We start from the raw sequence: 21,572 nt of genomic DNA on the forward strand, positions 1-21,572 counted from the left end.
GATTTGAAGACTGGAATATGTGTCCCTCAGTTTCATGGATGGGGCGTTTCCGAATAATCTGGGCCTGACAGCGCCAATAGTTCAGGCCCCAATGGCTGGCGTGTCCACGCCTGAAATGGCAGCTGCGGTTTCGAATGCGGGTGCCCTGGGCAGTCTGGGTTTGGCCGCCTTGGACGTGGAGACGGCAGCGGAGCAGATCGCGCAGACGCGGCAAAAAACGCAAAGACCCTTTGGCGTGAACTTCTTCTGCCACGAACCGGCCCGGCGCGATGCCGTGCTTGAACAGTCGTGGATTGAACACACCGCTCCCCTTTTCTCGAAATTTGGGGCCGTTCCGCCCGTTGAACTGAATGAAATTTACCGGAGCTTTCGCGACAACGACGCCATGTTTCGGATGCTTCTGGAAACCCGCCCAGCGGTTGTCAGTTTTCACTTCGGTTTGCCTCGGCCCGATCAGATTAGCGCACTCCATGAAGTAGGGTGCTTTCTGATTGCAAGCGCAACCAGGGTCTTCGAGGGCCAGGTCGTCGAGCGGGCCGGGATTGACGCCGTGGTCGCGCAGGGCTGGGGCGCTGGAGGTCATCGGGGGATATTTGATCCTGACGGTCCCGATGACCGGTGCGATACCGAGACACTGACCCGTCGGCTTGTGCGTGAGACCAACCTGCCGGTGATTGCAGCAGGTGGTTTGATGGATGGCCAGCATGTCGTGGCGGCGCTGGGCTGGGGTGCATCGGCGGCTCAACTCGGAACTGCTTTTGTCGGATGCCCTGAAAGTGCAGCCGATGAAGCCTATCGTGACCGTTTGTCGAAAGGCGGCAGCACGGTGATGACGCGTGTCATATCAGGCCGCCCCGCAAGATGCCTAAGCAACGCGTTTACGGCGTGGGGCAAGGGAGTGAGTCCCGATGGAGTGCCCGCTTACCCGTGTGCCTACGACCTCGCAAAAGCGCTCAACGGTGTTGCTAAAGCCGCCGGTGAAACGGGTTACGGGGCGCAGTGGTCGGGCGCCGGATGCGATCGGGCGCGGTCAATGCCGGCCGGTAAACTCGTAAAGGAGCTCATCGCGGAAATGCAAATCTGCAGCTAACGGCGGATCATGGAGCGAATGTCCGCTCGGGTCATGGCACCCGTAAGCAATACCGCCGCTGCATATGTTGCCATTCCAAATGCGACCAGCAGGGCGAGAGCACCATAGCGCCAAACCGGAAGTTGAAGATGGGCTGAAAGAACCTGTTCCAGTACCACCAGTACGCCGCCCATCATCAGTGTGGCGAGAATGAGGCGGGGCAGGGTGCGCAACAACCTGGCATCCGCACGGACTGACTCTCCCATGCTGCGTGAGCCGTTCCAAAGGAGCAGTGTCATAACCCACCCGGCAACCGTGGTTCCAAGTGCGGCTGCGGCGAAGCCCATAACCGGGGCAAGGGCGATGGCAACGACCACATTGACCAGCATTCCGTAGACCGCGAACCGCAACGGTGTGCGGGTGTCCTCCCGGACATAATACATTGGCAGAAATACTTTTTGCAGAACGAATGCCGGAAGGCCCGCTCCATAAATTGCCACGGCCAGTGCGGTTCGGGCGGTATCTGACGCGGTAAACTCCCCGCGCTCGTAGAGGACGGAAACAAGTGGCGTGGGGATAAGAATCAGCGCGAGCGTCGCAGGCAGGGTCAGGGCCAGTGTAAATTCCGTCGCGCGATTTACGGCGAAACGGGAGCCCTGTTCGTCATTTGCCCCCAATTTGCGGGCTAGATCCGGCAACAGTACGATACCGATTGCAATGCCCACGACACCAAGGGGCAACTGGTAAAGGCGATCCGCGAAGGACAGCCAGGCGACGGCACCATCGAAGAACGATCCGACCTGTCGGCCCACCAGCAGGTTAATTTGCGTCACTCCGCCTGCAATGATGGCGGGGCCTGCAATAATGGCCAGCCGCTTCAACTCCGGTGTGAGCCTCGGCCTGCGCGGAACAAGCCGGTAGCCAGCGTTGGCTGCAGCTTTCCATACCAAAACAAGCTGCGCGACGCCTGCTACCGGTACCGCCCAGACGAGCCAAAGGGCAACCTCTCCTCCCACCAGATCACCGATCAGGAGAAAGGAGATCATTGTAATGTTCATCAGGACCGGAGCCGCCGCCGCCGCCGCAAATCGACCAAGAGCGTTGAGGACGCCGCTTAGAAGCGCTGCTACGGAAATGAACAGGATGTAGGGGAAGGCTATGCGGCCGTAGTGAACGCTCAGTTCGAATCGTTCATCCCCCTGAAATCCACTTGCCATGGCAAGCACGAGCCATGGCATGAAGACCTGCGCTACCACGCAGAGACCCATGAGAATGGTGACCAAGCCTGACAGGGCGTCGCGTGCAAATTCTTTGGGTTCGTCCCCCGTTTCCAAACGTTTGGCGAACATGGGCACGAAGGCCATGTTGAACGCGCCCTCTGCAAAGAAACGGCGAAACATGTTTGGTAGGGTGAATGCCACGAGGAATGCCTGGGCCGCCGGTCCGGAGCCAAGGTACGATGCCAGCAGGATGTCGCGCGCCAGACCGAAGACGCGGCTCAGCAGCGTCCAGGTTCCTACGGTCAGAAATGCGGGCAGGAGCCGGATTGAACGCTTCAAGGATCGGGACCCGGTGCCGCGTTGATAACCTCAAGCAGCCGCTTTTCGATTTGGTTTCGTTTGCTCTCGGCGTGAAGCTTCAGACCGAATATGTCTTTCACGTAAAACACATCCACCGCCTGCTTGCCGTAGGTCGCGATGATCAGCGAGGAAATCGGAATATTGTTCCGGGTTAGGGTCCGACAGATGTCATAGAGGAGACCGGGGCGGTCAAAGGTTTCGACCTCAATGATCGTAAAGACGTCACTGCCGGTGTTGTCGAAGGTGATCTGGGTGGGAACGACGAAGCGGCTTTCCCTCGGTTTGATCCGGTCTTTCTCGCGCAGTGCCTCGCCGGCGATGACCTCACCTTCGAGAATGCGTCTTACGCTGCGGCGCAGGCGGGAAATGCGCGATTGTTCGTAGGGTTTACCTTCCGAATCCTGAATCCAGAACGCGGCCGTCGCGTTGCCATCAGAGGTGGTGTAGCTGCGAGCATCGACGGTGTTGGCGCCCACAATGGCCAGCGCTCCGGTCAGGCGCGTGAAAATACCGATATGGTCGGCCATGGCAAAGCAGACCTGCGTGGCGTCCCGTTCCTCGTCCAGCTCGATGTTGATACCGGCACCGTCGGTTGGCAGGTTTCGCAGCAGGTTGGCGAATATTTTGTGGGTCCGTGTATCGAAGCCCAGCCAGTAGGGCGAATAGTGCCGGTCCCACTCCGCCTTAATTTCTTCTTCCGTCCATCCGTCCAGAGCTTCCGCGAGTTCCTCCTGGGCCTGCCGTTCGCGTTCCGGACGGTCCTGAGACTGTCCGCCGCTTAGATATTCGAGCGTATTGGAATAGAGTGTTCTGAGCAGCGTGGCTTTCCAGTTGTTCCACACTCCAGGACCGACCCCACGGATATCGCAAACGGTTAGAACAAATAGGAGTTTGAGCCTCATAGGGCTTTTCACGATCTTGGCAAAATCGCGCACCGTTCGTGGATCCGTCAGGTCGCGCCGCTGCGCCGTGTCGGACATGATGAGGTGGTTTTCAACCAACCAAACCACCAGTTCGGTTTCCGCTTCGGTTAGGCCAAGACGTGGTGCCAGTTCCGTAGCGATTTCCGCACCGTATTCGGAATGATCCCGATCCGATCCCTTGCCGATGTCATGGAGCAGCAGCGCAACATACAGCACCCGTCGGTTCACGCCTTTCGACATGATGGCCGAACACATGGGGATTTCTTCAACCAAATCGCCCTGTTCGATGTGGCCAAGTGCCGCGATGACCTGGATGGTGTGTTCGTCGACCGTGTAGTGGTGATACATATTGAACTGCATCATCGCCACGATCCGGCCAAACTCCGGTATGAACCGGCCCAAAACGCCGACTTCGTTCATGAGACGAAGTTCGCGTTCCGGCCTGTTTTGATCCAGAAGGAGTTGCAGAAAAATCCGGTTGGCCTCCGGGTCGTTCCGCATGTTGTCATCGATAAGATCGAGATTGGCGGCAACAAGACGGAGGCTGTCCGGATGCACCGGGATGCCTGTGGTCAGCCCTTCACGGAACAGGCGCAGGATGTTGACGGGGTCTTCCAAGAAACGGTCGGCATCGAGGATGTCGATACGTCCGTGTTTAAGCCGGTAGGCTGATCCGGAAGCGCTGCGACCGAAGGTAAATACGTGACGCAGTGTCTGACGAATATTGGGGCGTGGTTTAGCGTGGCGGGCTTCGAGAGCTGCCAAGAAGATGCGTGTCAGGTCACCAACATGCTTCGCGTGGCGGAAGTAGTCCTGCATGTAACGCTCGACCGCCTGCTGGCCGGACGACCCGGTGTAGCCCAGCCTCTCGGCCAGTTCGACCTGCGTGTCGAAGGTCAGTTGTTCAGTTGCACGGTTCGTCAGCAGGTGCAGGTTTACCCGTGTGGTCCACAAGAACGCCTCAGCCTCCGCGAAAGAATCGGCTTCCTCCCGTGAGAAAACACCCGCGCGAACGAGGTCGGACATGGTGTCAGCGTGGTTGAGGTATTTGGCGATCCAGATCAGCGTTTGAAGGTCGCGGAGCCCGCCCTTACTCTCCTTGACGTTGGGTTCAAGCAGGTAACGCGTCGTACCCTGTCGTTTGTGCCGCTGGTCCCGTTCCTCGAGTTTGAGCTCAACGAACTCCGTCCCCGTTTTCTCAAAAAGTTCAGGCCAAATCCGGTCGTCCAGTTGCGCGGAGAGTTCCTCGCTACCCCATATCCTGCGAGTCTCGAGAAGTGTTGTGCGAATGGTAACGTCGGTCTTCGCGAGCCTGATGCAGTCGTCGATGGTGCGGACCGAGTGGCCGACCTTCAGTTTGAGATCCCAGAGAATGTAGAGGACGCTCTCAACCAGGCTCTCACCCCAGGCGGTCTGCTTGTAGGGGATTAGGAACAGCAGATCGACGTCCGAATAGGGAGCCATCTCCCCCCGTCCATAGCCACCAACAGCCAAAGTGGCCAGGTGTTCGGATGCCGTTGGATTGGGGCGTGGGTGAAGGTGTTCGGCGCACACGTCGAGAACCAGTGTAACGATCCTGTCGGTCAGCCAAGAATAGTCGTGGATTGCCCGATGCGCATCGAGGGGACGTTTAAGGACTTCCTCCCGAATGCGGTCACGTCCCGACTGATACGCGGTCTGCAGAAGTGGCACGATCTCCTGCCGCAGAGCCGACTTGTTTTCGGTTGACTTCACGGCCGCATTTACGTCGTCGATCAGCCCTTCGACGTCGAAAATATTTTTAGGCTTTGAAAACAGGCCCTTCCAGCCCTTTGGCTTCTTTTTCTTCAGGGGCGTCTGATCAGTTGGCAAAGGTTCCAAAACCCCCAGCGGCCCTTTGAACAACGACAGCCTGCGCGCCCTGTACCTCGTAAATTGCAAGATTGCGCTGGCTTGTGCCGTCAGGAAGGAAGCGGAACGCGCCACCTACGCCGGCAAATCCGGAGGGCTGTGTGATCGCGGCGTCGGAAAATGCGGCGACACCGGATGAGCGGGCTTCCGAGATAAGCGCCCCAACAGCGGCAATTCCGTCATATGCCAGGCCGGCGACCTCATGCGGGCTTTCGCCAAAGGTAGATGTGTAACGCGCCTGGAACGCACCAAGAAGCCCGGGATCCGGCGCTGCGAATGCGCCACCCTGCATGCTGGGCAGTGCCAGTGTTTCGGCGCTGACATCCCAACGCTGCATACCGAGATACTGAACCTGTGCGTGGTCCACACCGTTGTCCCGCAATGCATCACCGATATAGCCAAGACCACCGGTTGGGCCGTCGGTCAGGATAACCGCATTCGCGCCATTGGAGTTCAACGAGGAAGCGATGGACGGAGCGGAGGAGTTGATGCCCTCGACGGACAGGCTGTAGGGTTCAGAAGCAACAAGCGTGGCCCCGCGACGCTGGATTGCGGAACTTGCCGCGTTGCGGGCGGTCTCGCCCTCAAGGCCTTCCGGGTAAACGACGCCGAAGTTTCTGAGCCCGCGCGACATGGCATAGGCCACAAGACTGTCCGCTGTGTTGGCGAAAGTATTACCGAGAATATAGACGTTGTTGCTGGCAACCTCGATGTTGTTGCTCATGCTAAGGAGTTTCAGCCCCGCTCCGGCCGCGACAGGTTCCGCGCCTGAGGTTGCGGTGCTGAACAGCGGACCCACGATGATTTTTGCGCCTTCCGCGACGGCCTGGCTTGCGGCTGCCGATCCTCCGCCCGATGTGCCGTATGTGGGATAAACGGTCAGGTCTATGTCGGCGTTGCGCAGATCGGATACGGCCAGGTTGGCCGCGTTGATCAGACTGCGCGCAATCAGTTCGCGCCCAGGATCGCCGGACTCTGACGGAACGAGAAGTGCGACCTTCACCGGTTGATTCGGATCGAAGTCTCCACCGAACCCCGACGACTGCTGTCCGGGTGTGGGAGCACAGGCGGACAGCACACCCATGGCGGCCGCAACAGCAATGCTCCTGATCGCGTTTCTTCTGGAGAAGTTTTTGGACAGCATGACAGTCTACCTTGGGCTGTTGTGTTGGGTTCTCACAGTGGTCGGCGGTCGGCACGCTACGGTCTGAACCATCAAAAGTAAACGCGCAAAAGCGGTTTCGCGGAGGTTGGGTTCCTCATGTGTCCTTTTGATTTTGGTCGCAGCTGTATAGGTTGTCGGTCCAGCAACAGTGCGGGCATTTGGTCACATGACGAACGACGATGACGGGTATCCGGAAACGCCTCACCAGCGCGGTGTGCCAGGTAAACCGCGCAGGCCGGAGCACGGGCTGCATCTGGTCGCAACGCCGATTGGCAACGTTCGTGACATCACGTTGCGCGCAATGGACGTTCTGGAACAGGCGGATGTTTTGGCCGCGGAGGATACCCGGCAGACGCGTAAGCTTCTCGATATTCTCGGTATTCGGCGCGAGGAGCGGGGTATAATCCCTTATCACGACCACAACGGTGCGGCCCAGAGACCGAGGTTGCTGCGTGAACTGGCAGCGGGAAAATCAGTGGCGCTTGTTTCGGATGCCGGGACTCCAATGGTCGCGGATCCCGGATTTGGACTGGTCCGAGAGGTCATTGCGGCCGGACACCGTGTTTTGGCGGCCCCAGGGGCGTCGGCCGTCCTGTCCGCGCTGTGTGTTTCCGGCCTGCCTACGGACAGGTTTTTGTTCAATGGGTTTCTTCCGCCGAAATCGGTCGCGAGGGGCAAGGCTCTGGAAGCATTGAAAAGCGTTCCCGCAACGCTTGTGTTCTACGAAGGCCCAAAGCGTGTTTCGGCTTGCCTTGCGGCAATGCGTGACGTTTTGGGAGGGGCGCGGCAGGCGGCGGTCTGTCGCGAACTGACGAAAAAGTTTGAGGAGACCCGGCGTGGCACACTGGAGGAACTCGCTGAATGGTATTCCTCAGAAGGTGCGCCGAAGGGAGAAGTCGTGATCCTCATCGGACCACCGGTGGAGGAAGAGGCGGACGAAAAGGACGTGGATGCCTCGCTGACCAAAGCTCTGGAGACCATGTCAGTAAAGGATGCGGCGGGCGAGGTTGCTCTGCGTTTCGGGATGCCCCGCCGCGAGATTTACGCGCGTGCACTTCAACTAAGTAAACGCGAATGACCGGCAGTGGTCGAAATCATCAGTCCGGTTTGGCAGCAGAGGAAACCGCGGCGCTCGATTATAAACGACGCGGTGCGAAAATACTGGAGCAAAGATGGCGTTGCGCCGAGGGAGAGATTGATCTCATTGTCCAGGACGGTACCGAAATCGTCTTTGTCGAGGTGAAGGCGCGCAAGACCCGCGACACCGCAGCGGGTTCCATTTCAGCCCGACAATGGGCCAGAATTGGCCGCGCGGCGATGATTTACCTCGCCGAACATGCGTCTCCTGATACCCCGTGCAGGTTCGACGCATTTCTGGTTGACGGTACCGGTCAGGGCGAGCGGCTGGAAAATGCCGCGTCTTTCGACGAGTGGTGACCGCAGACCTCTTGTCAAACAGGCATGCAAAGGGCCATGTCGTTCCGAAACGTTTTTACGGGGGAGCCTATGGGCCTGAAAGTCGCCGTCCAGATGGACCCGATCGACAACATTGACATCAACGCGGATTCCACTTTCCGGATCATGGAGGAAGCCGCCGCACGGGGACATGAGCTGTTCTACTACACGCCCGATCGGCTGGCCTATGACGGCGGACGCGTGACCGCGCGGGGCTGGCCGGTGACGGTGCGGCGTGAGGTGGGCAACCACTTCACCCGGGGCGAGGAAACCGTCGTGGACCTGGCGGACTGGAATGTGGTCTGGCTGCGGCAGGATCCGCCGTTTGACATGGGTTACATCACGACAACTCATATTCTCGACATGATCCATCCTGAAACACTGGTGGTGAACGACCCATTCTGGGTGCGGAACTATCCGGAAAAGCTGCTGGTTCTTGGCTTTACCGATCTTACACCGCCGACTACCATTGCCCGTGACATGAACACCCTTCGGGCATTCAAGGAAAAGCATGGCGACATTATTCTGAAGCCGCTTTATGGAAACGGCGGAGCCGGTGTGTTCAGGCTCGATCCCAACGACCGGAATTTCAGCTCGCTCTATGAACTCTTCACGGGCATCAATCGTGAGCCATTGATCGCTCAGAAATTTTTGCCAGATGTCAGCGCCGGCGACAAACGGATTATTCTCGTGGATGGCGAATGTGTCGGGGGCATCAATCGCGTCCCGCAAAAGGGTGAAACGCGGTCGAACATGCACGTAGGTGGCCGGGCCGAGAAGGTGGACCTGACCGACCGCGACCTCGAGATTTGTGAACGGATTGGGCCGCTGCTGAAAGAGAAAGGCCAGATATTCGTGGGCATTGACGTGATTGGCGGATGGTTGACGGAAATCAACGTCACATCTCCGACGGGGCTTCAGGAGCTGGAGCGTTTCGATGGCGTGAATGTCACGGAGAAAATCTGGGAAGCTATTGAGCGCCGAAAATCCTCGGATCAGTGACGCGAAACCTGGCCCGTGGCCTGGCCAAGTTGAACTTCAGAAAGTGATTTTCGAGATTATTCGGGAACCATAAGCTCACATCCGCGTTACAGGACGATGCGGTTCGTTCTGGGTATATGCTTTCTTCTCCTTGTGGTGTTAAGCGCGGGCTTTGCCTGGGCTCAGGAGGAACCGCGCTCCTGGTACAGTGTTGATGCGGTCAACCCGGGTCTAGGCGACCCTCCCGAGGAACTGGATCGCGCGACGCCACGGGCTGCAATGCGCGGTTTTGTGGAACTGTCGGATGAGGGCAGGTTTACCGACGCGTCCCACGTTTTGAACCTCGCCAATATCCCGGAAGAGGAACAGTCAGAGGCAGGTCCACGTCTCGCCCGTCAGTTGTTCCAGGTTCTGGACCGCCGCGTCTGGATCGACTGGTCGTCTTTGCCGTCCCGTCCCGACGCGATGGTCGAAAACGGCTCGGAGAAAGCCCAGGCCGGTCAGGTCCGGCGCGATCTGGGCATAAAGCTTTTTGAGGTGGCTGGACGGGCTTATGAAATCCGTCTTGCCCGTTACAGCACCGGTGAGGATGCGGAGCCGGTCTGGCTGTTTTCGCCGCAAACTGTTGAGGACGTCCCACCGCTCTATGAACTCTACGGTCCCAGGGCATTCGAGTACCATATCCCGAAATCGATGCAGCAGGAACTAAGCGGTCTGCGCATTTGGGAATGGGTCGCGGTCCCCATATTGATTGTTCTTCTTATTGGCATTGGCTGGTTCATAAATTGGCTGGTAGGACGTCTGGCCGAAAGAGCGCCCCACGGTTTCCTCAGGACGGCATTTACCCGGGCGGGTGTTCCGCTCGCGCTCTTTGTCGTGGCGATTGTCGCTCAGATATTGCTGCGGCAGGCGATTTCGTTCTCTGGACCAATAACGAGTGTCGTGCAGCCCGTGCTTATCGTCGTCATGACGTCAGGGGTGGGAATCGCCGCTCTTCGGGTCGTCGACGCGATCCTGGACCGGATCACGCTTCGTTACATTGGCGAAATCGACGATACGCGCAGTCTGGACAAACGTGAGCTTTATACATCCATCTACGCACTACGACGTATCATCGTGCTGTTGATGGTGGGATTTGCGACGGTGTTCGTGCTGACCCGTCTCAATCTTTTTGAGTCTGTTGGTCTGACTCTTTTGGCCTCTGCCGGGGTCTTGACTGTTCTGCTCGGTATCGCGGGGCAGGCGGTATTGGGCAATATTCTCGCATCCCTTCAGATTGCACTCGCAAAGCCGGTTCGCATCGGGGACAGCGTTCAATTCGAGGGACACTGGGCCTACGTCGAAAGCATTTTCTACACGTTTATCCGTCTTCGCACATGGGACGAGCGGCGGATCGTCGTGCCGGTCAAATATTTTGTCTCGAAACCTTTCGAGAACTGGTCGGTAAAAGACGCCCGCATTATGAAGACAATCTCACTCACTCTTGACCACTCCGCCGATGCCTCGGTTGTGCGGGAGGCTTTTAATCGTCTGGTGAAGGATCAGGATGGCGTCATAGAGCCGGAGCAGGCGGACTGCATGGTAACCGATCACGGCGAGCGCGGCCAGGAAGTCACGCTTTATGTAATGGCGCCCGACCCCTCCACCGGTTGGGAAACCGAAATGCGTCTGCGGGAGGCGATGATTAAGTTCATTCAGGAAAATCACCCCGACTGGTGGCCGCATGACCGCTACAGCCGCGACGGTACCCTTGTTGAGGATCAGGACTGACCGGTCAAAATGCCAGTCTGTACCCCGCGGCCTCCGCAACGTGGGATTTCTGCACTTCTTCGGACCCTGCCAGGTCGGCAATGGTCCGCGCTACGCGCAAGATGCGGTGGTAGCCCCGGGCACTTAGATGAAACTTTTCAGCGGCGGCAGTCAAAAATGCATCGGCCTCGTCATTCATGCAAACAATGGAATCCAGTAGTTCCCCCTCTGCGTCGGCGTTGACCGTGACGTCATCCAGATCAGAAAAACGTTCGCTCTGTATTGCGCGGGCGGCCTCAACTCTTTGGGCAACGGCTGCACTGCTTTCGCCGGGCGCCATGCTGCCAAGTTCCTTAGGCAGCACGGGCGGTACCTCAACCCGCAGATCAAACCGGTCCATCAGGGGGCCGGATATGCGCCCCATGTAGTCTGAGCCACAGTCCGGAACCCGGGCGCAGGAGCGGTTGGGATCAGCAAGGTAACCGCAGCGACAGGGGTTTGCAGCAGCCACGAGCATGAAACGACAGGGGTAGGTCACATGCGCATTTGCACGGGCCACAACCACGTCTCCCGTTTCAATGGGCTGGCGCAGCGTTTCGAGCACCGCGCGCGGAAACTCCGGAAACTCATCCATGAACAGAACGCCGTTATGGGCAAGGCTGATTTCGCCAGGTTTTGCCCCGCGCCCTCCGCCAACGACCGCGGCCATCGATGCCGTGTGATGCGGAGCGCGAAACGGCCGGTCGCGGTGAATGCCACCCTCGTCGAGCAATCCGGACAGCGAATGGATCATGGATGTCTCGAGAGCTTCGCTAGGTTCCATCGGTGGAAGTATTCCGGAGAGCCGGGCCGCCAGCATGGATTTGCCACTGCCTGGTGGACCTACCATAAGGATATGATGCCGACCGGCCGCTGCAATCTCAAGGGCGCGTTTTGCTTTTTCCTGGCCCTTCACCTCGGAAAGATCCTTATACGACGCGGGCTTGCTGACGGTGCCGGGTTCGGCTGTGGGCAGGACGGAGCGGCCGTTGAGATGATTGACCGTCGCCAGAAGCGTTTTCGGTGCGATAACCTGAACCGAACCTACCCACGCCGCTTCCGCACCGCAGGCCGCCGGACAGATCAGACCGCAATCCGCCTCCGCCGCGGCGAGAGCCGATGGTAATGCGCCAAGTACCGGCACCAGCGTGCCGTTTAGGGAAAGCTCACCTAAAGCCACCTGTTGCGAAACAATATCCGCCGGCACGGCTTCCATCGCGGCAAGAACTGCAAGCGCGATTGGCAGATCGAAATGGCTGCCCTCCTTGGGCAGATCGGCGGGAGACAGGTTTACCGTGATCCTCCGGGCAGGCAGAGCAAGACCCATGGCCGTGAGCGCGGAGCGCACCCTTTCACGGGCCTCCGAGACGGCCTTGTCGGGCAGTCCAACCACATTGAAGGCGGGCAGTCCGGCCGTAATTGCGCATTGGACCTCGACGATTTTGGCCTCAACGCCCTGAAAAGCAACGGTATATGTGCAGGTAATCATGCGGTGTCCCGGAGACTGTGTTCCGGGTTTGAATTGCCTGAATTGCGTTTTCGTTAATTTCCATGAATTCTGCTGGAATTGGTGAACGGTAGCGGTCGGCCGCCATTCGCCGATTGTTGACTGAAATTGTATTTATTGTGACAGTTCCACATAGTATCGGTGTTTTTTAGCGCTCCGTTGTGGGGGCATACAAAGTTGGCCGGAGGAAGCCACGTGACGAAGATAACGCCGTTGGCGGTTTGCATTTCATGTCTGTCCAACGCTGTTTTCGCGGATGAGACGGCTCTGGAAGCCTTTATCGGACATGCGGCCGACGCACAGATTGTGGTTTTGGGTGAGGTCCACGACAATCCTGGGCACCACGAAAATCAGGCCCGTATTGTGGAGGAATTGCAGCCCGGTGCACTGGTCTTTGAGATGATTGACCAGGAAGATGAGGATCTTGTCAACGATCTTCGCAAAGCCGGGGCCGGGCGGGCGAAACTGGCTGAAGCGCTCGACTGGGAAAACAGTGGCTGGCCGGATTTTGACTACTACGCGGCCATTCTGGAAGCTGCGCCGTTCGCGCGCGTTTTCGGCGCTGGGCAGTCGCCCGAGGATATTCGCACCGCGGCCACCGAAGGTGCGGCAAAAGCATTTGGAGTGCATTCCGCCACATACGGTTTGGAACAGCCGTTTTCTGAGGCGGATCAGAAATTGCGCGAACTTGAAATGATGGAATCCCACTGCAATGCGCTGCCGGAGGTAATGTTGCCGGGAATGGTAGAGGTTCAGCGTTTTCGCGATGCCGGCCTTGCGGATGCCGCGCTCTGGGCACGGAACCATGTCGGTGAGGATGGTCGTGTGGTCGTGATCACCGGCAGCGGACATGCCGACGCCCGTTTCGGGGCTCCGGCGCTGATGAGACTGGCGGAACCAGAGGTCAGTGTGCTCACGTTGGGGCAGGGCGAAGGACCGCAGCCTGAGGACCGCGAGTTTGATGCATGGATGACTGCGCCGGCGCCGGATCGGGATGATCCATGTGACGCGTTTGATGACGGCGGTTCCACGGAAGTAGAATAACCCGGATGGTAATACCGGCCTAAACCTCCTATTTCAGGTGGAGCGGGATACGCATAGTGATGGAGGGGTTGCCGTGATTGCCGGAAAGGCCGTTCTGCTGGTCATAGGTGGTGGGATTTCCGCCTACAAGAGTCTGGAGCTCATCCGGTTGCTGCAAAAAGCGTCCGTCCACGTGGTACCGGTGCTGACAAGGGCCGGTTCGGAATTTGTGACGCCTCTTACCGTGTCCGCTCTGGCAGGCAATAAACTCTATTCGGAACTGTTCGACCTCACTGCGGAGTCCGAAATGGGCCACATAGAGCTGTCCCGCAGCGCCGATCTGGTCGTGGTCGCCCCGGCGACCGCAGATTTGATGGCGCGCCAGGTGCACGGGTTGGCGAATGATCTTGCCTCCACGCTTCTTCTGGCAACCGACAAGCGGGTTCTTATGGCACCTGCCATGAATGTGCGGATGTGGGAGCATCCGGCAACGCAGCGCAATATCGATATCTTGAGAAAAGACGGCGTTCTGATGGTCGGTCCGAACGAGGGTGACATGGCCTGTGGCGAATATGGTTTAGGCCGGATGGCGGAACCGGACGAGATATTTGCGGCGATTGAGGCGGCGCTGTCGGATGGACCGCTGAAAGGCAAGCGGATTGTGGTGACGTCCGGTCCGACACATGAACCGATTGATCCGGTGCGCTACCTGGCCAACCGGTCATCGGGACGACAGGGAACCGCTATCGCTGACGCCCTCGTGGCGCAGGGTGCGGAGGTGGTTTTTGTGACCGGACCCGCAACAGCGCCGCGGCCTGAAGGCGCAAAAATCGTCGAGGTCGAAACGGCTTTGCAGATGCGCGACGCGGTGCTTGATGCGTTGCCTGCGGACGCAGCTGTTTTCTCTGCAGCGGTTGCGGACTGGCGAATGGCCGAGGAAAGCGGCTCCAAGCTCAAAAAGGACGGCTCCGGGGAGCCGCCAGCTTTGAAAATGGTCGAAAACCCCGACATTCTCAAAACCGTGTCCAAATTGGATGTGGATCGTCCGCGACTGGTGATCGGCTTTGCGGCTGAGACTGATGACGTCATCGGAAACGCGACTGCCAAACGTCTGAGAAAAGGGTGTGACTGGCTGGTCGCGAATGATGTAAGCCCGGGGACCGGAATCATGGGCGGCACTGAGAATTCGGCAATCTTCGTTACCGACGATGGTGCGGAACAATGGCCGCGCATGTCAAAACGGAACACTGCCGATGCACTGGTGGACCGAATTGTGGAAGCACTCGCATGAGTAACATCGAAATTGCCATCAAGTTACTTGAAGGGTACGACCCGGAACTGCCTCTCCCGTCCTATGCCAGCAGCGGGGCCGCCGGTATGGACGTGGTGGCCTGTCTGGCTTTTGGAGAACGGGAGACAGGGCATGGTATCGCTCCCGGTGAGCGGTGGCTGGTACCGACCGGATTGGCCATGGCAATCCCGGAGGGTTTTGAGGTTCAGGTGCGCCCTCGGTCGGGGCTGGCTCTCAAGCATGGGCTTACGCTGGCAAATTCACCAGGCACTGTCGACTGCGATTACAGGGGCGAGGTGGCAATCATTGTCATCAATCATGGACCCGATGATTTTGTTGTCGAACACGGCATGCGGATCGCCCAACTGGTGGTCGCACCGGTAACCCGCGCCCGGTTTCAGTTGGTCGATACACTGGATATGACGGCACGGGGGCAGGGCGGATTTGGGTCCACGGGATTGGCGAGCCATGGGAAAATACTGGCGTAACCCTCTGAACCTTCAGGCGTTCGCGGCGTGATCCTGCACCTCGCTCTCTTTGGCACGGCGTTCCTTCTGGCGAAACAGCTTGGTGCGGGACGCCGGGCATACCTCCTGATTTGCGTTATTGCGGCGGTGCTCCTTATGGCGCGCTGGGCTTTGCCGGATGGTGCGCCATACGCACTTGATGCTGGAGATTCGATCTCATTTTTGGGCTGGACACTGGTGGTCGCGGTACCCATCGCGGGATACGCTTTTCTAATTCGGACGTTGCGCAGGCGGTCCGGCGTACAGGACGACGGCATCCGGGGAAGCGGGGCAGCGCCGGCACGTCGCGGCCTCGTCATTATTTCTGATGATGCCGCTTTGCGAGAGGATACTTTGGTCGAAATGGGTCGCGTCCCGGCAAGGGACGATCGCGGCTCGTTTGCATGGCGCGGAGAGGATGGTGAAATTGCAGCTCACCTCGCCTGGAGGCTTCAGGGCTCATCTCTGCAAATAGACCTTTTCTATGTTCAGCCGGATTGCCCGGATGCGGGTGTTGCGAAGAAGCTTGTGGAAGCTGCAGAAGAGCACGCGCGTGAGTTGAGATTAAATAAAATTGTCACGAAAATGGGTGACGGTCGGATTGCGGTCGACATGGATGATCTGAGCTTTCGACAGGTTGCCCGGCTGGATCTGGGCGGCGGCGTCGAATGGTCGTGGATGGAAAAGGGCGTGGGATGAGTTTTGAACCGGTTGAACTTGAGCGCTACGCCCGTCATATCGTTTTGCATGAGGTCGGAGGCCCCGGTCAGCAACGGTTGAAATCGGCGAAGGTGCTGGTTGTCGGCGCCGGTGGTCTGGGTAGTCCCGCAATCCTTTATTTGGCTGCGGCGGGAGTGGGCACGCTCGGTGTGGTTGATGACGACACGGTAAGCCTCTCGAACCTCCAAAGACAGGTTATCCACACAACCGACCGGATCGGCCGGTCCAAAATAGAAAGCGCGGGTGACAGTGTCGAGAACATCAATCCCCATGTCGATTTCGTGGGCCACGACGTGCGTCTCGATCAGGAAAACATCGACGGAATTCTTCTGGATTACGATCTGGTCCTCGATGGCTGCGACAATTTCTCTACGCGTTATCTCGTGAACGAAGCATGCGCGCGCGCTGAAAAACCTCTGATTTCGGCCGCCATGGGTCGTTGGGAAGGCCAGATCAGTTTGTTCGATCCCTCCAGCGGTAGTCCGTGCTACAGGTGTGTTTTTCCTCGGCGGCCTGAGGATGGAATGGTCCCCGCCTGCGCGGAGGCGGGGGTCATCGGTGCCCTGCCTGGCGTTCTCGGATCCATGATGGCGTTGGAAGCGATCAAGGAAATCACCGGTGCCGGGACCGGATTGCGGGGGGTGCTTTTGATGTACGACTCGCTCGGTGCCGAGTTCCGCCGTATGCGCACCTCCCCTGACCCAAAGTGCCCGGTTTGTGCGGGCAGCGGCCCTGAATAAAGTGCCTCTCCCGTCGAATTGCTTGCATCCTTTGCCGATTTTGGTCGCGGGGGCTTCAAAAGCGTCCGGCGAACGCCTAGATTGTTTTTCGGCGGGTGCTGACCTTCACGTCTTCGGGGTAGCATCCTAGTGGCCATAAAATCTCTTGAGGGAGCCGGCTCTGTGACTGGTCCTGGCCTATCGCACCTGGTGCCCACCTGTTTATACAGGCTCTCAAGGATCAATCACCCCCACGGTCGCGTCGGGCCCGCCACAGGATAAATCAGAATGAATTTCAAAGCCGTGAAGTCCGAAGCGAGAGCCACCGCTGTCGCCCGTCGAAAGGCTTTGCACGATCCAACCGGCGCGGCCGCCCAAAGGATGGTAGCGTTTGCCCTAGGACTGGCATCTCATATGACGGGCCACGCAAGGGTATCGGCCTACATGCCGATCCGGACGGAGATGGATACGCTTCCTCTCCTGAATGCCCTGCATCAACACCGCCACAAGGTTTGTGTTCCGGTGGTCACCGGGGCCGGTCAGGCGCTCGGGTTCCGTGACTGGCATCCGGGCATTGACCTCGTGAAAGGTGAGTTTGGCGTGCCGGTTCCCGCCGGAGGACCGTGGGTGTGTCCACATCTTCTTTTCGTGCCCCTTCTTGCGTTTGATGAGCAATGCTATCGCTTGGGATACGGAGGCGGTTTCTATGACCGAACTCTGGCCAAACTCTCTTCCATTCACCCAATTCAGGCGTTTGGCGTGGCTTATGCGGGTCAGCAGGTGCCTGAATTACCTTTGGAAAAAACCGATGTTCAGCTTGATGGCGTGGTGACCGAGAGTGGAATTATCCGACCTGACTGAACCTGCGCTTGCCGCGCATGGCCATACAAACTAAGCATGCCGCATGAAAATTCTGTTTCTTGGTGACGTGATGGGGCGTGCCGGACGCCGGGCTGTAGCCGAAACGCTTCCGCGGCTCCGGACGGAATGGTCCCTCGATTTTGTGGTTGTCAACGGCGAGAATTCCTCCGGTGGCATGGGTTTAACCGCGGCCCATGCGGACCTTCTGTTTGAGGCCGGAGCCGACTGCGTAACGCTGGGTGACCATGCTTTCGACCAAAAAGACATGTTCGGTCATGTTGAGAAGGACAACCGTGTCCTGCGACCGCTCAATTACGCCCGCACCGCACCCGGAATTGGAGCGCGCGTTTTTTCCACTGCCAGCGGAAAAAAGGTGTTTGTGGCTCAGGTCCTGGGCCAGGTCTTTATGCGACGCGCCTTCGCCGACCCGTTTTCGGCAATCGATGCGGCTCTGAAACAGGCGCCTTTAGGCAACGCGAACGCGGTCATCGTCGATTTCCACGCGGAGGCCACGTCCGAGAAAATGGCGATGGGCTTTTGGTGCGACGGCCGGGCCAGCCTCGTCGTCGGAACGCATACTCACGTGCCCACGGCAGATACTCAGATCCTTCCTAAAGGCACGGCCTATCAGAGTGATGCGGGGATGTGCGGTGACTACGACAGCGTGATTGGTATGGACAAACTCGAACCCATTTCGCGTTTCGTGACCGGCATGACAAAATCAAGGTTCACGCCAGCGTCTGGTCCAGCAACTCTAAGCGGTGTGTTTGTCGAAACCGACGATGCCAGCGGCAAAGCCGTCAAAGCCGTGCCGGTACGGGTGGGCGGACGCCTTTCCGCGTCCGGACCTGGCCCGCTCGCCTGATCCGACACGGGCATTGCCTGAAAAAATTGCAGCAGTGGAAGAATCGTTGAGTATGATCCTCGGATACGACATTTTCCTCCATCGTGTTGTTGGAGCATCTGACCGTCGCACTTACCGTCTCCCACTGACAGCATGGTTTTGTAACAGGGTACCAGTTTGACCGACATCATTGGCTCGCCACTCTTCCCAGCCATTTTTACGCTTGTGGTCATTGTGGCAATGTTCGTGTTTTTCCTGCGCGAGACCTTTTCAACAGAGGTTACCGCATTGGCGGGAGCGTCCGTGCTTGTGGTGGGAGGGGCCATTCCAACGGACGAGGTTCTGGATGTGTTCTCGAACCCGGCACCCTGGACCATTGCGGCCATGTTTATCCTGTCGGGTGGGCTGGTCCGGACCGGGGTGCTGAACAACATTTCCCGTCTAATAAACGTTTACGGCGGGACCAATCCGAAGCTGGTCGTGGCGGCTTTTGGCCTCATGGTGCTGTTTTCCTCGGCCTTCATGAACAACACGCCGATTGTTCTGGTGATGATCCCGATCACCGTGAAGCTCGCCCAGACACTGGGAATTGCCCCGTCGCGGCTGCTGATCCCGCTTTCCTACGTTGCAATCATGGGGGGGCTCTGCACCCTTATTGGCACCTCGACCAACCTCCTGGTGGACGGCGTGGCGCGATCGGCGGGTCTTGAGCCGTTTTCGCTGTTCGAAATCACGCCTCTGGCGCTCTGCCTCGCGGCAATCGGTTTCATCTACATGCGCCTGGCCGTCCCCAGTCTGCTGCCGGATCGGGATTCCATGGTGGATATGCTTGGAGCCCGGAAGAAGAAAATGAAGTTCTTCACCGAGGTCGTGGTTCCCCAGGGCTCACCACTCATCGGTGACAAAGTGATGGAAATCCAGCTTTTCAAACGCGAGGGCATGCGCGTCATTGACGTTTTGCGTGGTGAGGAAAGCCTGAGACGTCAGTTTCCTGACGTCGTCCTCGCCGAGGGTGACCGGATCGTTCTGCGCACCGAGATGGAAGAGCTTCTTGGCCTAAAGGACTCCAACAAGGTAACACTTGTGGACCGGGTTGGCTCCAAAGAAACCACAACGGTCGAGGCTCTTATCTCGCCGGACTGCCGCCTTGTGGGACGGTCTTTGGGGTCCCTTCGTCTCCGGCGTCGCTATGGTGTCTACCCCCTTGCCGTGCACAGGCGAAACCAGAACATCGGCCGTCAGCTTGATGAGGTCGTGGTCCGGGTTGGGGATACGCTGCTGCTTGAAGGGTCTCCGCAGGATCTTCGTCGCCTTGCGACCGATGTGGACCTGATCGACATTTCCGAGCCAACCGAACGGCCCTATCGCCGCGAGATGGCGCCTTTTATGGTTCTCATTCTGGCTGCTGTCGTCGGAATTTCGGCTGTTGGCTGGGCACCGATTCATGTCCTCGCGTTGATCGCGGTTGCCGTGGTTCTCGTCACGGGTATCCTCGATGCGGACGAGGCGTTCGGCTACATTGACGCGCAGCTCATGGCACTGATTTTTTCGATGCTCGCCGTTGGGATCGCGCTCGAACATTCCGGAGCGGTCAGTTTGATCGTGAACTTTCTGGCGCCAAGTCTGTCCCAGCTACCGATCTGGGTGACGCTGATGCTCGTGTACATGTTGACGTCAGTGCTGACCGAAATGGTGACCAACAATGCCGTGGCCGTGGTGATGACGCCTATTGCTATTGCCCTGTCGCAAAACCTTGGGATTGATCCCCGGCCGATGGTGATTGCCGTTATGGTTGGGGCCAGTGCAGCTTTCGCGACTCCAATTGGATATCAAACCAATACACTCGTTTATGGCCCTGGCGGATACCGTTTCTCGGATTTTCTGCGGGTCGGAATTCCGATGAACCTCATCTTCGGTATTTCTACATGCGTTCTTATACCGATCTTCTGGGATCTGTAGTGAGTGCGCGCATGGCGCGCATTAACCAATGTGATTTACAATTCTTGATGGATTTTAGCTAACCTGTCACAAAATTGGTCTCAATTTGAATGGGGTGGGGACTATGTTCATCAGGATAAGACAGGATTTTGCCAAGCGTGAGCGTATTCGCAGCGAAGCGCGCCGGGTTATCAGGAAATATGGCCTTCTGGCGAGGGAGCAGGCGGAAATTTCGGCGAATGAGGATGACCTGTCCCGTTCGGAGCGCCGCCATCGCGAGGCGGTGGCAAGGGCCGTAGGCGGCATACTCGTCGATGACGAAAGACTGCTGCAACCTGTTTAGGTATTGGAATCCACTGTCAATCGTATCGGGATTGGTTCGGGCGCAGGACACTCCTGTCGTGAGTACACCGGACGGCCTGGTATGGCGCGTGCAAAACCCCAATAATGGAGCGAACAAACGCATCTGAGTGTGTGTTCGCGGTCTTGTGGACTTGTACACGGGGGCGGACGTCGACTATAAGCCCTTTCGTTCCTGACCAGCTACGCAACGGAGACCATCATGGCAGGCCATTCAAAATGGGCAAACATTCAGCACCGCAAAGGCCGACAGGATGCAGTGCGCTCAAAAATGTTCTCCAAGCTCTCCAAGGAGATTACGGTCGCTGCCAAAATGGGCGATCCGGATCCGGAGAAAAACCCGCGTCTGCGCCTGGCGGTCAAGGAAGCGAAATCCAATTCGATGCCCAAGGACAACATCGACCGCGCCATCAAAAAAGCGGTGGGTGGTGACAGCGAAAACTACGATGAAATCCGCTATGAGGGCTACGGGCCCAATGGCGTCGCTGTCATCGTCGAAGCGATGACCGACAATCGCAACCGGACGGCCTCCAGCATTCGCTCTACCTTCGCAAAACGCGGTGGAAACCTTGCTGAAACCGGATCGGTTTCCTTCATGTTCGACCGCAAGGGACAGGTTGTTTATCCGGCGGATGTAGGTTCCGCCGACGATGTCATGATGGCAGCGATCGATGCGGGAGCCGAGGATGTCGAGAGCGGCGATGACGGTCATGTCATCTGGTGCGCCGATACGGATCTGAATGATGTCTCCAACGCACTTGAGGAGACATTGGGAGAGTCGGAAAGCACCAAACTGGTGTGGAAGCCTCAGACCACGACCGAACTGGATCTTGAGGGTGCCCAGAGCCTTATGGGACTGATCGAGGCGTTGGAGGATGATGACGACGTCCAGTCTGTTACCGCCAATTTCGAGATTTCCGACGAAATCATGGCTCAGCTTTAATTCTTTCAA

Annotated in this window: 19 protein-coding genes; 15 read left to right on the top strand and 4 right to left on the bottom strand. The window is 58.0% G+C overall.

Features of this window, described 5'->3' with window-relative positions:
* The first annotated feature begins 34 nt into the window (after positions 1–34).
* Positions 35–1,090: an NAD(P)H-dependent flavin oxidoreductase gene (locus ACP15P_RS04940; protein ID WP_424927824.1), complete on the top strand. Its 1,056-nt coding sequence runs from the start codon at positions 35–37 to the stop codon at positions 1,088–1,090.
* On the opposite strand, the gene murJ is transcribed toward ACP15P_RS04940, so the two are convergent.
* From murJ to ACP15P_RS04955, 3 genes are read right to left on the bottom strand one after another with little or no spacing between them, the layout of a single operon-like run.
* Positions 1,087–2,628 carry a murein biosynthesis integral membrane protein MurJ gene (gene murJ / locus ACP15P_RS04945; protein ID WP_424927401.1) on the bottom strand — a complete coding sequence of 514 codons (1,542 nt, stop codon included), beginning with the start codon at positions 2,626–2,628 and terminating at the stop codon, positions 1,087–1,089. The two genes, ACP15P_RS04940 and murJ, sit on opposite strands and share 4 nt — an antisense overlap.
* Positions 2,625–5,423 (bottom strand): [protein-PII] uridylyltransferase, encoded by a 2,799-nt coding sequence (locus ACP15P_RS04950; RefSeq protein ID WP_424927402.1) that lies wholly within the window; start codon positions 5,421–5,423, stop codon positions 2,625–2,627. The genes murJ and ACP15P_RS04950 overlap by 4 nt, the downstream gene beginning before the upstream one ends.
* Positions 5,413–6,606 carry a penicillin-binding protein activator gene (locus ACP15P_RS04955; protein WP_424927403.1) on the bottom strand — a complete coding sequence of 398 codons (1,194 nt, stop codon included), beginning with the start codon at positions 6,604–6,606 and terminating at the stop codon, positions 5,413–5,415. Before ACP15P_RS04955 ends, ACP15P_RS04950 begins: the two co-directional genes overlap by 11 nt.
* Positions 6,607–6,793: 187 nt before the next feature.
* On the opposite strand from ACP15P_RS04955, the gene rsmI reads away from it, so the two are divergent.
* From rsmI to ACP15P_RS04975, 4 genes are all read left to right on the top strand, one after another.
* Complete coding sequence (rsmI, locus tag ACP15P_RS04960; RefSeq protein WP_424927404.1) at positions 6,794–7,705, top strand: 16S rRNA (cytidine(1402)-2'-O)-methyltransferase; 912 nt, start codon at positions 6,794–6,796, stop codon at positions 7,703–7,705.
* Complete coding sequence (locus ACP15P_RS04965) at positions 7,702–8,064, top strand: YraN family protein (RefSeq protein WP_424927405.1); 363 nt, start codon at positions 7,702–7,704, stop codon at positions 8,062–8,064. The genes rsmI and ACP15P_RS04965 overlap by 4 nt, the downstream gene beginning before the upstream one ends.
* 69 nt (positions 8,065–8,133) lie before the next feature.
* Complete coding sequence (gshB, locus tag ACP15P_RS04970; protein WP_424927406.1) at positions 8,134–9,084, top strand: glutathione synthase; 951 nt, start codon at positions 8,134–8,136, stop codon at positions 9,082–9,084.
* A 96-nt stretch (positions 9,085–9,180) separates the two neighbouring features.
* A complete protein-coding gene (locus ACP15P_RS04975) occupies positions 9,181–10,833 on the top strand; it encodes a mechanosensitive ion channel family protein (protein ID WP_424927407.1) in 1,653 nt (550 codons plus the stop codon).
* A 4-nt stretch (positions 10,834–10,837) separates the two neighbouring features.
* Here ACP15P_RS04975 and ACP15P_RS04980 read toward each other — a convergent pair whose 3' ends face one another.
* A complete protein-coding gene (locus ACP15P_RS04980; RefSeq protein WP_424927408.1) occupies positions 10,838–12,340 on the bottom strand; it encodes a YifB family Mg chelatase-like AAA ATPase in 1,503 nt (500 codons plus the stop codon).
* 213 nt (positions 12,341–12,553) lie between these two features.
* Between ACP15P_RS04980 and ACP15P_RS04985 the strand changes: the two genes are divergently transcribed.
* The 10 genes from ACP15P_RS04985 (at position 12,554) to ACP15P_RS05030 (ending at position 21,563) form a co-directional block, all read left to right on the top strand.
* The gene (locus ACP15P_RS04985; RefSeq protein ID WP_424927409.1) at positions 12,554–13,402 is read left to right on the top strand and encodes a ChaN family lipoprotein; all 849 of its coding nucleotides are present in this window, start codon (positions 12,554–12,556) and stop codon (positions 13,400–13,402) included.
* A gap of 73 nt (positions 13,403–13,475) precedes the next feature.
* Complete coding sequence (coaBC, locus tag ACP15P_RS04990; protein WP_424927410.1) at positions 13,476–14,672, top strand: bifunctional phosphopantothenoylcysteine decarboxylase/phosphopantothenate--cysteine ligase CoaBC; 1,197 nt, start codon at positions 13,476–13,478, stop codon at positions 14,670–14,672.
* Positions 14,669–15,160, top strand: a complete 492-nt coding sequence (gene dut, locus ACP15P_RS04995; RefSeq protein WP_424927411.1) for a dUTP diphosphatase — start codon at positions 14,669–14,671, stop codon at positions 15,158–15,160. The genes coaBC and dut overlap by 4 nt, the downstream gene beginning before the upstream one ends.
* A gap of 27 nt (positions 15,161–15,187) precedes the next feature.
* A complete protein-coding gene (locus ACP15P_RS05000) occupies positions 15,188–15,877 on the top strand; it encodes a GNAT family N-acetyltransferase (protein WP_424927412.1) in 690 nt (229 codons plus the stop codon).
* A complete protein-coding gene (locus ACP15P_RS05005; RefSeq protein ID WP_424927413.1) occupies positions 15,874–16,638 on the top strand; it encodes a HesA/MoeB/ThiF family protein in 765 nt (254 codons plus the stop codon). The genes ACP15P_RS05000 and ACP15P_RS05005 overlap by 4 nt, the downstream gene beginning before the upstream one ends.
* A 267-nt stretch (positions 16,639–16,905) precedes the next feature.
* Positions 16,906–17,478: a 5-formyltetrahydrofolate cyclo-ligase gene (locus ACP15P_RS05010; RefSeq protein ID WP_424927414.1), complete on the top strand. Its 573-nt coding sequence runs from the start codon at positions 16,906–16,908 to the stop codon at positions 17,476–17,478.
* Between the two features lie 43 nt (positions 17,479–17,521).
* Entirely contained in the window at positions 17,522–18,343 is an 822-nt protein-coding gene (locus ACP15P_RS05015) for a TIGR00282 family metallophosphoesterase (RefSeq protein WP_424927415.1), read from the top strand.
* 156 nt (positions 18,344–18,499) lie between these two features.
* On the top strand, positions 18,500–20,281 hold the full coding sequence (locus tag ACP15P_RS05020; RefSeq protein ID WP_424927416.1) for an SLC13 family permease: 1,782 nt from the start codon (positions 18,500–18,502) through the stop codon (positions 20,279–20,281).
* A gap of 103 nt (positions 20,282–20,384) precedes the next feature.
* Entirely contained in the window at positions 20,385–20,603 is a 219-nt protein-coding gene (locus tag ACP15P_RS05025) for a hypothetical protein (RefSeq protein ID WP_424927417.1), read from the top strand.
* Between the two features lie 219 nt (positions 20,604–20,822).
* A complete protein-coding gene (locus tag ACP15P_RS05030; protein WP_424927418.1) occupies positions 20,823–21,563 on the top strand; it encodes a YebC/PmpR family DNA-binding transcriptional regulator in 741 nt (246 codons plus the stop codon).
* The last annotated feature ends 9 nt before the right edge of the window (positions 21,564–21,572 follow it).

Origin of the sequence: Amaricoccus tamworthensis (genome assembly GCF_049800875.1) — a bacterium.
GTDB lineage: Bacteria > Pseudomonadota > Alphaproteobacteria > Rhodobacterales > Rhodobacteraceae > Amaricoccus > Amaricoccus tamworthensis.